The sequence below is a fragment of the Mesobacillus sp. MER 48 genome, from assembly GCF_023714225.1.
GTDB lineage: Bacteria > Bacillota > Bacilli > Bacillales > Cytobacillaceae > Mesobacillus > Mesobacillus oceanisediminis_A.
Genome location: NZ_JAMAUR010000002.1, coordinates 186,063 through 198,952 on the forward strand (window position 1 = coordinate 186,063; position 12,890 = coordinate 198,952).

The 12,890-nt window shown below is 42.2% G+C and carries 11 protein-coding genes; all 11 read left to right on the forward strand.

Going from position 1 to position 12,890, the window contains the following annotated elements:
- The first annotated feature begins 434 nt into the window (after positions 1 to 434).
- The 11 genes from M3593_RS07180 to M3593_RS07230 all read left to right on the forward strand — a co-directional run bounded on the left by M3593_RS07180 (position 435) and on the right by M3593_RS07230 (position 12,889).
- Complete coding sequence (locus M3593_RS07180; RefSeq protein WP_251544055.1) at positions 435 to 1,223, forward strand: transporter substrate-binding domain-containing protein; 789 nt, start codon at positions 435 to 437, stop codon at positions 1,221 to 1,223.
- 127 nt (positions 1,224 to 1,350) lie between these two features.
- Positions 1,351 to 2,010, forward strand: coding sequence for an amino acid ABC transporter permease (locus tag M3593_RS07185; RefSeq protein WP_144474613.1), 660 nt, complete (start codon positions 1,351 to 1,353; stop codon positions 2,008 to 2,010).
- Between the two features lie 28 nt (positions 2,011 to 2,038).
- Entirely contained in the window at positions 2,039 to 2,761 is a 723-nt protein-coding gene (locus M3593_RS07190; RefSeq protein WP_251544217.1) for an amino acid ABC transporter ATP-binding protein, read from the forward strand.
- A gap of 198 nt (positions 2,762 to 2,959) precedes the next feature.
- A complete protein-coding gene (locus M3593_RS07195) occupies positions 2,960 to 4,516 on the forward strand; it encodes a BCCT family transporter (RefSeq protein WP_251544053.1) in 1,557 nt (518 codons plus the stop codon).
- Positions 4,517 to 4,823: 307 nt separating this feature from the next.
- The gene (locus M3593_RS07200; protein ID WP_251544051.1) at positions 4,824 to 5,513 is read left to right on the forward strand and encodes a DUF975 family protein; all 690 of its coding nucleotides are present in this window, start codon (positions 4,824 to 4,826) and stop codon (positions 5,511 to 5,513) included.
- Between the two features lie 287 nt (positions 5,514 to 5,800).
- The gene (locus M3593_RS07205) at positions 5,801 to 6,331 is read left to right on the forward strand and encodes a DinB family protein (protein WP_251544215.1); all 531 of its coding nucleotides are present in this window, start codon (positions 5,801 to 5,803) and stop codon (positions 6,329 to 6,331) included.
- A 97-nt stretch (positions 6,332 to 6,428) separates the two neighbouring features.
- Complete coding sequence (locus M3593_RS07210; protein WP_251544049.1) at positions 6,429 to 7,043, forward strand: sterol desaturase family protein; 615 nt, start codon at positions 6,429 to 6,431, stop codon at positions 7,041 to 7,043.
- A 188-nt stretch (positions 7,044 to 7,231) separates the two neighbouring features.
- Entirely contained in the window at positions 7,232 to 7,768 is a 537-nt protein-coding gene (locus tag M3593_RS07215) for an NfeD family protein (RefSeq protein ID WP_251544047.1), read from the forward strand.
- A gap of 11 nt (positions 7,769 to 7,779) precedes the next feature.
- Positions 7,780 to 9,327, forward strand: a complete 1,548-nt coding sequence (locus tag M3593_RS07220) for a flotillin lipid rafts scaffold protein FloT (protein WP_144474618.1) — start codon at positions 7,780 to 7,782, stop codon at positions 9,325 to 9,327.
- Between the two features lie 194 nt (positions 9,328 to 9,521).
- Complete coding sequence (locus M3593_RS07225) at positions 9,522 to 10,430, forward strand: nuclease-related domain-containing protein (protein ID WP_251544045.1); 909 nt, start codon at positions 9,522 to 9,524, stop codon at positions 10,428 to 10,430.
- Between the two features lie 926 nt (positions 10,431 to 11,356).
- Positions 11,357 to 12,889, forward strand: coding sequence for a carboxypeptidase M32 (locus tag M3593_RS07230; RefSeq protein WP_251544043.1), 1,533 nt, complete (start codon positions 11,357 to 11,359; stop codon positions 12,887 to 12,889).
- Position 12,890 lies beyond the last annotated feature (1 nt).

The following is a 12,890-nucleotide window of genomic DNA, read 5'->3' on the forward strand; positions in this document are numbered from 1 at the left end:
TTAGAATGAAGCCAGGCCCTATTTCAAGGGTTCTGGCTTTTTCCAGTATAATGTAATATTTCCGCGCACCTTGTCGGACAAGGAAGAATCGGGAGCATAAAAGAGTATATGCAGGGAAAAGGGAGGCTCGCCAAGCTGAGTGCATGAGAAGGTGTATTTTCCTGTGATTTCAAGAATTATCAGACAATTTGAATTTTGAAAGCATATTACACGATTGTTACAATTATATTCATAAAAATGTTTTTGGAGTTCAAGATTTTCCACAGCCAAAAGTACGAAAGAACTGTTTTTTAAAATAATAGTTTACTTTATGGGGCAAGCGGGTAAATGATTTTCAGGGTGAATGTTGCGGTTTTTCATACATAGTTGTTGAAGACCGATTAACAGAATAAATATGTACAGAAATTAATCATTATGAGGGGGAGTTTTAAACAGTGAAGAAATTTTTATCATTAATCATTTTGATGGTGACCCTTACAGGTCTCCTCGCTGCATGTGGCAGTGATGAAAAGGCATCAGGCGATGGCGGGATGGATCTTGCTGAGGAGGGCAAATTCACTTTTGCGTCTTCTGGTGAATTCAAGCCATTCAGTGTAACAAGTGGCGGCGGTAAGATGTCAGGCTTTGACATTGATGTAGCCGAAGCAGTGGCAAAGGAACTGGGCCTTGAGCCAAACCAGAAGAAGTTCAAGTTTGCCAGTATTGTAGAAGGAGTCAAGTCAGGACGTTTCGATGCGGCTGTTGCCAGCCATACCATAAATGAAGACCGCTTAAAGCATGTTGATTTTTCCACTCCGTACTACTATTCTGGACCGCAAATCTTTGTCAGGCCTGACAGCGATGTTCAAAAACTTTCAGATCTAAAAGGAAAGGAAATCGCAGTTTCGAAAGGTTCTACCTATGCAAAATCAGCAGAAGAGGTAACAGATAACATTGTGCTTTATGATAGTGACGTAACAGCTTTGGAAGCGTTAGCCAATAAAAGGCACGACGCTGTCATAACGGACTTTGTTACAGGAAAAGAAGCGATTGGTGCCGGTCTTAAAATCGAAGGCAGAGAGCTTCTTGGCCGAAGCGAGCAGGCAATTGCGGTAGCCAAAGACAACGACGAATTACTGAAAAAAGTCAACGAGGCATTGGATACTTTGAGAGAAAATGGAACGTTGAAGAAAATCAGTGAAAAATATTTCGGTGAAGACATCACAGTTAAACCGGAGGAATAAGTTGTCAATCAGGAGCGAATGTGCGGTAAAACCGCACATTCGTTTCTGCTTAAAAATGATGTTTGCACAATAGCAAACAATAATTAAGAACCAACGATAAATGAGCCCACAGGGAGTTGAATGAATTTTGCCAAGTCTATCGCATGTTATAGAAGTCTTTTTTGACACGTATGATATTTTCCTTAAAGGCATGCTGCTCACATTGCAAGTTACAGCAATTTCGATTCTAATCGCTATTTTCATAGGATTGTTTTTCGCCTTTTTAAAAATTTCAGGAATCAAAGTACTGGAATGGATTGCTGATGTCTATATTTACCTGGTCAGAGGAACTCCGTTGATTGTACAGATTTTCATCTTCTATTTTGGAATGACGAGTTTTAATATATCCGCGTTTTGGTCGGTAGCGCTTGGACTTGCTTTCCATAACGGTGCCTATATTGCCGAAATCTTCAGGGGAACCATCCAATCCATTGACAAAGGCCAGATGGAAGCAGGCCGTTCACTTGGGATGAGCAAATCCCTTACTATGAGACGAATTATCCTTCCACAGGCTTTCCGTCGTGCCTTGCCCCCACTTGGGAATCAATTCATCATTGGCCTCAAGGATTCATCATTAGCAGCCTTCATAGGGATGTATGAATTATTCAATGTAGCAACGACAAAAGGAGCAAACGATTTTGACAATATGACGTATCTGCTCATTGTTGCCGTATACTACCTATTCCTTGTTTATTTGATATCTGCTCTAGTTGGATTGCTTGAGAAAAAACTATCCGTAAGTGATTAAGGGGGAGACTATTTTGGACGGAAGAGACATGATCAATGTTAAGAAACTGAATAAATCATTTGGCGACCTTCATGTATTGAAGGATGTCGATATAAATGTTAAGGAAAGCGACGTTGTCTGCTTGATTGGCGCCAGCGGCTCTGGCAAAAGCACCCTGCTCCGCTGCCTGAATTTCCTGGAACTAAAAGATAATGGGCAAATTATTATTGAAGGTGAAGAAATAAATTCTGATAGCCACGACTTGAACGAGGTTCGCCAGAAGATCGGAATGGTATTTCAGCACTTTAACTTGTTTCCTCACAAAACCGTAATTGAGAATATTATCGAAGCACCAGTCCATGTTAAAGGTGTCAGCAAAGCACAGGCGATCAAGGAGGCAAGGGAACTCCTCGGCAAGGTTGGGCTTGCAGACAAAGAAAAAGTGTATCCATCCAAACTATCCGGCGGACAGAAGCAGAGGGTGGCTATTGCGAGAGCGCTGGCCATGAAGCCTGATATCATGCTGTTCGATGAGCCAACTTCAGCACTTGATCCGGAGCTGGTGGGAGAAGTATTGGCAACCATGAAGGAGCTTGCAGAAGAAGGCATGACCATGGTAGTCGTCACGCATGAAATGGGATTTGCTCGTGAGGTTGCAGATTGGGTCGTTTACATGCATGGAGGAAGAATTGTAGAGGTTGGACATCCTGATGAAATTTTTGATAATCCAACAGAAGAACGCACACGTGAATTCTTAAGCAAGACATTTTAACAAAATGGACGCTTAGCACTATCTAAGCGTCCATTTTTCTTTGAGATATCTGCTGAAGCAACTGATTAGACATGGATTTTTCTGGTTTCATAATGGATATTTCAGGGCGGAAATTTGCAGAATAATTACGTGCTTACATAATCCTTTGTATCTTCCATCTACTAAATATCTGGAAAATTCATATTATTGGAGGCTGACATGCTCAAAAATATTTTATCTAACTTTGTTTTTTCTATATCAGCTGCGGTGATCTTATTGTTCGTCGTAGTTGGGGCCGCCATGCCAGAAAAGTTTGGTGCGGTAGCTGGTGAGTTGTTTAGTTTTACAACCGTTAATTTCGGCTGGTTCTATTTACTGGCCGTGTTCATAATTGTTTTATTCTTGATCGGACTGGCTGTCAGTAAGTATGGAGCAATCCGGCTTGGCGGTGAAGGAGAGCGTCCTGAATTCTCCTTTTTTACCTGGATTGGCATGCTTTTTTCAGCAGGATTCGGGGCAGGACTAGTGTTCTGGGGAATCGCAGAACCTATGAGCCATTTCTTAAATACTCCGTTTGCGAGCATAGAAGGGGAATCCCGCAGTGCGGCAAGAATTGCGATGGGCTATTCCTTTTTCCACTGGGGACTCAGCCAGTGGTCCGTCTTTGCGATTGTTGGGCTGGTGATTGGTTTCTTGCAATTCAGGAAACAAAAAGACGGCTTAGTTTCTACGGCTCTTGAGCCAATTACAGGCACAAAGCCAGCAGTGAAAAACACTATTGATACACTCGCAGTTGTCGCAACTGTCATGGGGATTGCCACTTCTGTGGGACTTGGTGTTCTGCAAATGAATGGCGGATTGAACGCTGTATTTGATACAGAGAACTCTATCGGAATCCAAATGGTCATTATTTTAGTCATTTTCATTGCCTATATGATTTCTTCTTCCACCGGTCTTGATAAAGGTATTGCGATGTTGAGCAACCTTAATCTTGGAATCGCTCTTGTCCTCTTATTATTCGTCCTGATTGCCGGGCCAACTGTATTCATTATGGAAAGCTTCACGCTCGCGATTGGGGATTATTTTGCGAACTTCATCCAGTACAGCCTCAGGCTTCAGCCATACCAGGAAGGAACCTGGACAAGGGATTGGACAATCTTCTACTGGGCTTGGGCCATTGCCTGGTCGCCGTTTGTCGGGGCATTCGTTGCCCGGGTTTCAAAGGGGAGAACAATACGTGAATACATCTTTGGAGTAATGGTGATTCCCCCTGTGATTGCCTGCCTCTGGATTGCCGCATTCGGCGGTACGGCTTTATGGAATGATCTCAATAACAACACAGGTATTGCTGCGGCAGTAGATGCAGATTTAACCTCTGCTTTATTCAAGACATTTGAAGTTTTGCCTATGTCAACGATTCTGTCGGTTCTATCGATTATCTTGATTTTCACATTCCTGGTAACATCCGCGGACTCTGCAACCTATATACTTGCAAGCATGACGACCTCGGGAAGTCTGAACCCGCCAATATTTGCAAAAATCGTCTGGGGTTCACTAATGGCAGCTATTTCTGCAGTCCTCCTTTATGCTGGTGGACTTGAAGCATTACAGACTGCTTCCTTGATTGCTGCACTTCCATTCACCGTCTTGCTCCTGCTGTTGATGTTCGCGATCCTTAAGCTCCTGAAAAAAGAACCTTTGCCAATCAGGCCAGCAGATTTAAGGAGATTCAAAAGACTTGAGAAAGCAGCAGGAAAGGAACAGGAGAAAAAATGATCCATGCCCATAAAGCAGATTCAGATTGCAGAGAGACTCGATTTTTCCTCGAGACTCTCTGCAGTCTTTTTTTTTTCGGAAAATTCCCATTAAAAAGGTATTTAAAAGAAAGGAAGAATTTCCGATATAATAACCATGTAACCAATATGAAAACCTAACAAAGAATGTTTACCAGGGATGATTTTATGGAATCTAATATCTTCCTACGGCTGTTTCATAAAATATTCGATGTATTTGTTAACGATTTTAAAAATATACTTGGGGTATCTTCGTATTGTCAGTACAAACAACTATAGGAGGAGAAAGAATGAACTTATCGATTTCACAAATTAAAAAGAAGGCACTGGCATCATTGAAAGGAAAGTGGGGTATTGGAGTCGCCCTGACGTTCCTTATCTTTTTGATTACGACGATTGTGCCGGGAATTATTGAAGTTGTATTGAGCGGCGGTTTTTCAGAGTGGGCTAATCAGGATGAAACCCCACTAATAGCAGATATGGTGAATCTTTTAATCTCGTTTTTGTTTATCCCGCTGACAGTTGCCAGCTACTGGTTCTTTCTGGTCATTGCCAGGTGGAATGATCCAAAAATCTCCGATATCTTTGCTGTTTATAAAAAATGGGAGCTATCGCTGAAGCTCATCGGAACATCTATCCTAGTCGGAATCTTTACGATTCTATGGTCTTTATTATTAATTATCCCGGGCATTATCAAAGGAATTTCCTATTCTCAAGTATTTTTCTTGCTTAGAGATAATCCGCAGCTCTCCGCTCTTGAGGCGATTACAGAAAGTAAAATCAGGATGAAGGGGTACAAATGGAAGTATTTCCTGCTGAATCTTAGCTTTATTGGATGGGCATTCATTGCAATCTTTACTTTCGGAATTGGTTTCTTGTGGCTGGCTCCGTACATTAGTACCGCGAATGCTACTTTTTATAATGAACTAATCGCTCCCAAAGGTCATGAAGATGCAGAGTCATCCGACTTGGCTATCTAATTTTTCAGCCCGGCTATATTTTAGCTGGGCTTTTTGTTTTGTTCGGCCGGCTCAGCGAAGTCAAAGGAACGACTTCATCGGTAGCCCATCCAGCACTTGTCCGGGCTGACCGAGCAGCTTGGGCCTTTTTATTCAAACTTATTATCACTCTTCAGTTTCTGGGAAGCTTTCCTCCCGCATTCGGGATTGTTCATCTGGATTCCATAAAATAAAGGATAATCATGGAAAAAGTCGAATAGTATTAATCTCAGTACGTTTCAGAAATGGAGGAAAAACTTGTGTTTGATATGTCTACGATTTTTCTGGTGGATCAAAAAGAAGGATTCACTCCAACACTCGGCCATTTGGTGTCGATGATGAACTACACGCGGAAAACCACTCTGGAGGCAGTGGAGGGGCTATCGATCGAGGAGTTGGATTACCTTATTCATGATGAAGCAAATTCCATCGGCATGCTGCTTGGCCATATGGCTGCCGTGGAACGCATCTATCAAATTGTTACCTTTGAAAAGCGTGACCCTACTGAAGAAGAAGAGCATACTTTAGCTGCCGGACTAGAACTAGGCGAGAAGGGGAAGGCAGCTTTTAAAGGATTGCCGCTAGATCATTATCTTGAAGAACTCCAGACAGTCCGAAATGAAACCTATGAAAAATTCCAGACTCTTTCAGATGATTGGCTGTTTGAACAGACCAATTGGTGGTGGAACCAGCCTGGGAACAATTACTTTAAATGGTTCCACGTGTATGAAGATGAAATCAACCACCGCGGCCAGATCAGGATGATCAAGAAAATGTACAGTAAAGAACTTGTAAAATAATATACCAGATGGCCGTTGGGAGATTAGAAGGTTTCTAATTTGCTATTGGGTGAACAGTCAGGAAATAAATTAATGGATTAAAAAGGGGGGTTGAGAAGTGAAAAAGCTATATAAGGACTTTTTGTTTTTTCCGGATATTAGTATCTTGATATTTTTAATATTTGCTGGCATCGGGATGTCCATCTTGAGAGGCATGACATGGTCCATGGTTTTATTTTTCATTGCAGGTATGATTACATTCGCTTTCAGTGAATATTTTACCCACCGCTTCTTCTTCCATATTAAAGCACCGAAGAATCCATTATTCCTAAGATTCATGAAAAGAATCCACTACGACCATCACACTGAACCGAATAACCTGAAGTTGTTATTCCTGCCATTGTGGTACAGTTTACCAGGCTTTTTGATCCTGTCGTTTCTTTTTTATCTAGTTTCTCAGAATGTGACTCAGACTATTGGGTTTGGCACGGGGCTGATGACCATGCTGCTTGTCTATGAGTGGAAGCATTATGTTGCCCACCGGCCGATTAAGCCAAAGACCAAATTCGGACGTTGGGTGAAAAAGGTTCATCTTCTCCATCACTTTAAGAATGAGAACTTTTGGTACGGTGTTAGCACCCCGTTTGCCGATTACTTATTTGGGACATTCGGGAACGAAAAGGAAGTTGAAACAAGCAAAACAGCGAAGGATTTGGAAAAACGAGCCTTATAAAAGTAGGCCTGTTTCCTCTAATAGGAAACAGGCTTTTCATTAGTTTTGGTTCCCCGGGAGGCTTTAGCTATTTTTCTACAAATTTTTAAAAGTTTTGAAACTTATTTCCAGTACAATCGTATTACATATCAAGAAATAAATGGAAGAAGGGAGGGTGCGGATTTCGATTTTAGCAAGGGGTGATAATTATGGAGATGTTTGGCATGCCATTAGAAACGATTTATTTATATGGATTGGTGATTTCGGGTGTTGTCACGATTCTTTATCTATTTTTCGGTGACGCCCTTGAAGGACTGGCAGAAGCGATTCCTTTTGTGAATCCGACCTTGATATTTTCATTCGTGACGATTTTTTCTGCAGGAGGATATTTAGGAGATATCTTCACACGTCTGTCCAGCTTATTGATTGCTGGGGGTTCAGCGATTATTGCTCTTATTCTTGTCACTTTATTGAATGTGTTTGTATTGATTCCCTTATCGAATGCCGAGGAGTCACTTGTCTACAAGGATAGTGACTTGCGGGGAAGAATCGGAACCGTCATCACCGGGATTCCGACTGATGGATATGGTGAAGTCTTGATTGAGAATATTAGCGGCCGCATCTCCAAACCGGCAGTCAGCTTCACAAACACTAACATTCCTTATGGAAAAAAAGTACTCGTGATCGACATCGAAAACGGGGTTTTGCAAGTGAAATTATATGAAGAATTAGAGACTTATATTTAGGAGGAGAAGGTATGGATCTAATGTTAATTGTTATTGGTTTTGTTGTCTTTTTAATCATCGCATTGGTCGCCGTTTTCATTACGAAGTATAAAACAGCCGGACCTGATGAAGCTCTTATTGTGACTGGTAGCTTTCTTGGAAGCCGAAATGTCCACACAGATGAATCGAGTAACAAAATAAAGATCATCAGGGGCGGAGGTACATTCATTTTCCCGGTATTCCAGCAATCACGTCCGCTTAGCCTGTTGTCCAGCAAGCTTGAAGTGACGACTCCTGAAGTTTACACAGAGCAGGGTGTACCGGTTATGGCAGATGGTACTGCGATTATCAAAATCGGCGGATCCATCAGTGAAATCGCCACAGCAGCTGAACAGTTCCTTGGCAAGACAAAAGAAGACAGGGAAAATGAAGCGAAGGAAGTTTTAGAAGGGCATCTTCGGTCGATTTTGGGGTCGATGACAGTAGAAGAAATCTATAAGAACCGTGATAAATTCTCCCAGGAAGTACAGCGTGTGGCATCCCAGGACCTTGCAAAAATGGGGTTAGTGATCGTTTCGTTTACAATTAAAGATGTCCGGGATAAAAATGGATACCTTGATTCTCTTGGTAAACCTAGAATTGCCCAGGTCAAACGTGACGCAGATATCGCAACTGCTGATGCGGAAAAAGAGACACGCATCAAGAAAGCGGAAGCCGATAAAGAGGCCAAGAAAGCCGAATTCGAACGTGCGACAGAAATCGCCGAAGCCGAAAAAATCAATGGATTAAAAATGGCTGAATTCCGCCGTGAGCAGGACATTGCCAAGGCTCGTGCCGACCAGGCATATGACCTCGAAAATGCCCGTGCCCAGCAAGAGGTAACAGAGCAGGAAATGCAGGTCAAGATCATCGAGCGCCAAAAGCAAATCGAGCTCGAGGAAAAAGAAATCCTGCGCCGTGAACGCCAATATGATTCCGAGGTCAAGAAAAAAGCCGACGCAGACCGCTACTCTGTTGAGCAATCCGCAGCCGCTGACAAAGCCAGACAAATCGCGGAAGCTGATGCAAATAAATACCGCATTGAAGCAATGGCACGTGCCGAAGCAGAGCGAATCCGCATGGATGGACTTGCAAAAGCCGAAGCCGAGCGTGCACAGGGTGAAACTGAAGCTGAAATCATCCGCCTGAAAGGGATTGCGGAAGCAGAGGCAAAAGAAAAGATTGCCGAAGCATTCGAACAGTTTGGCCAGGCAGCCATCCTCGATATGATCGTGAAAATGCTTCCTGAATACGCGAAGCAAGTGGCAGCCCCACTTGGAAACATTGACAAGATCACCGTTGTCGATACTGGCGGCAGTGACGCCAATGGCGGGGCAAACAAGGTAACAGGCTATGCAACGAATCTAATGTCGACACTCCAGGAATCACTAAAAGCCTCGTCAGGTATTGATGTAAAAGAACTGATTGAGAACTTCTCAGGAAAAGCCAATGTCAGACACAGTATCGATGCATTGGCAGGCGAAATCCGTGAAAACAAGCCCGAAAATAGAATTGAAGCAGTAATTAAGCAGGAAGATTAATTTGAAAACCCGCCTGGAGCGATGATTCCAGGCGGGTTTTTATTTAAAACTAAAAGCAATCAATCAGAGGGCTTGAACAAAATTGTATGCAGGCTCATTTAGTCAGGGAAACTACGGTGGGAAAAGTTAACGGAATATTCACAAATACGGAAGGCGGTTTAGATTAAAATAAGCTTAAAGAAAGGAAGTGGAATATGTTACTTAAAAAAAGAACTGAATCGAATGAATTAGTTGCATTGAGGTATCTGAACACAAGGATGGAGTTGGCCGCAAATGAAAAATTCCATCTTGTGAATCTGGAAAAGGGGTATAAAGGAGAGGTTGAATTTGACCGGATGACTGAAAACCTCCCTGAGGAAAGGTATATCATGGATGACCTTCTACTCCAGGTAAATAATTCTTATTTTCAAATTGATAAGGTTATAATCTCTGGGGGATTGATCCATCTATTGGATGTGAAATATCATGAAGGTGATTTTTACCTGGAATCAGATAAATTTTACTCATTGAAAAGTGGCAAAGAATACAAAAATCCAGTCATACAATTAAAGCGAAGCGAGACACTCTTTCGCCAACTCCTTCAGAACCTCAAATTAAATTACCTCATCCAGGCTTCTGTCGTGTTCAACAACCCCGAATTCACACTTTACCAAGCCCCAATGGACCAACCAATCATCTTACCAACCCAGATCAATCGCTTTTTAAAAGAACTTACCAATACACCTTCTAAGTTAGACGAGAACCATAAAATACTAGCCCAAAAACTGCTCTCCTTGCACCATGATAAAAATCCATTTACCACTCTGCCTGAATATGATTATGATCAGATGGAAAAGGGGATGCACTGCAGGACTTGTGGTTCATTTAATACTTCTATAAAAATACGTAATTTAGTCTGTGGCAAGTGTGGAAGCTTTGAAAATGTGGAACAATCAATCGTCCAGCAAATAGAAGAATTCAAGCTGCTCTTTCCAGAAAGAAAGATAACGACACAAAGCATCTATGAATGGTGCAACATAGATTTGAATAAAAGAAGAATAACAAGAGTATTAAAGAAGAACTATTCAGCTAAAGGAACCACGTCAGATACTTATTACGAATAAAAAATGAAGGAGATAAAGGGACTTTGAGAATAAGGCATCATTCGATGTTTGCATGAAAATTGTCAAGAGCAGATGGAAGTTCGGCTAACCTGGGAGGCATTGCCTGTAACTTTGTCTGAAGTAGATGCAGGTTCGGACAAAACAGAGGCTGGCAGCAGTTAATTTGTCTGAAGAAGGTGTAGGTTCGGACAAAACAGAGGCTGGCAGCAGTTAATTTGTCTGAAGAAGGTGTAGGTTCGGACAAACCGGAGGCGGGCAGCAGTTAATTTGTCTGAAGTAGATGCAGCTTCGGACAAAACAGAGGCGGGCAGCAATTAATTTGTCTGAAGTAGATGCAGGTTCGGACAAACCGGAGGCGGGCAGCAGTTAATTTGTCTGAAGAAGGTGTAGGTTCGGACAAACCGGAGGCGGGCAGCAGTTAATTTGTCTGAAGTGGATGCAGGTTCGGACAAAACGGAGGCGGGCAGCAGTTAATTTGTCTGAAGTGGATGCAGGTTCAGACAAAACAGAGGCGGGCAGCAGTTAATTTGTCTGAAGTAGATGCAGATTCGGACAAAACGGAGGCGGGCAGCAGTTAATTTGTCTGAAGTAGATGCAGCTTCGGACAAAACAGAGGCACCCAGCAGTTAATTTGTCTGAATTAGAGGCAGGTTCGGACAAACCAGAGGCACCCAGCAGTTAATTTGTCTGAATTAGAGGCAGGTTCGGACAAACCAGAGGCACCCAGCAGTTAATTTGTCTGAATTAGAGGCAGGTTCGGACAAACCAGAGGCGCCCAGATTTTTATTTGACGTAGTAGGATTATGAAAGGTTGCATGAGTTAAGAAACAATTATTATTAATTTTGTGATAATTGAAAAAACAAAGTAATATAGATTATAATAAACCGACTGGACAGTTTATTTCAAAAAATTAGGGGGAGATATCATGGAACAAAAGGTGATGAATCAACCAATCATCTCAGCACTGGAAAAATTCACGGAGCTGGATGAAAAAATATCACATTTTAATAGTATTTCAGGATTGCTTAGCTGGGACCAGAAAGTGATCGCTCCAAAGAAGGGCCGATCTATTTTCGCGAAAGCCAGCAGTACCTTAAGAACAGAAGCGTTCAAGCTGACCGTTTCAGAGGAAATGGGAGAACTTTTAAGCGCACTCTCTTCTCCAGAAGCAGATGCTTATCTTGATGACGCAGCAAAAGCGAAGGTTCGTGAAAGGCTGAATTTCTATAACCGTTCAAAAAGTATTCCGGCAGAAATGATCAAGGATTTTTCCGTGCTGACATCACAGGCGAATGATGCCTGGGAAGAGGCAAGGGAGAATAACGACTTTGAGAAATATCTGCCATACCTTGAAAAAATCGTTGATTTTAAAAGAAAGGCCGTTGAGATTTATGGCTATGAAAATCATCCATACGATGCGCTGCTTGATGAGTATGAACCTGGCTTGACTGTTGAAAGGCTGGATCCTTTATTTGATAAATTAAGAAAATCAAGCACTGATTTGCTAAAGAGGATTCAACATGCGCCCTATAAGCCGCGAGCAGAAATTTTTGATCAGGCTTATTCGGTGGCGAAACAAAAAGAGTTCAACCGATATATTTTGCCGCTGATTGGCTTTGATATGAATGCCGGCAGATTGGATGAGACAGTTCATCCATTCGCGCAGACGGTTAATACTGGAGATGTGCGGATTACCACCAGATATTTAGAAAATAATGTTCGTTCGGCCATTTTCGGTACGATCCATGAGGCCGGTCATGGTATTTATGAGCAAAACATTGATCAGCAGTTCGAGGATACTGTCCTCCAGGAAGGGGCTTCTTTCGGAATCCATGAGTCCCAGTCACGCTTCCTTGAAAATATGGTGGGGCGAAGCGAAGAATTCTGGAAATACTTTTATCCGAAGCTGCAAGAACATTTCCCTGAACAGCTTGGGGATGTCGAGCTGGATGATTTCTACCGTGCAGTCAATGCAGTTCAGCCATCATTCATCAGGGTCGAAGCCGATGAACTGACATATAATCTGCATATCATGGTCCGTTACGAAATTGAAAAGGCATTGATTGCCGGGGAAGTAGAAGCGAAGGATCTTCCTGCAATATGGAACTCGAAGATGAATGAATATTTGGGAGTAACACCTTCCAGTGATAGCGAGGGAGTACTTCAGGACATTCACTGGTCGTTTGGCGGATTTGGATATTTCCCATCGTATTCTTTGGGGAATTTGTATGCAGCCCAGATACTAAACAAAATTAAAACGGATGTGCCTGATTTTTACGGAAGCATTGAAAAAGGTGACTTTGCCGTGATCCAAAAATGGTTGAAGGAGAACATACATCAATATGGTATGCTTTATACACCAAACGATTTAATCGTAAAAGCTACCGGTGAAGAACTGAATGCGGATTATCTGGTTCAATATCTGGAAGACAAATACCGCAAAGTATACAAACTATAAT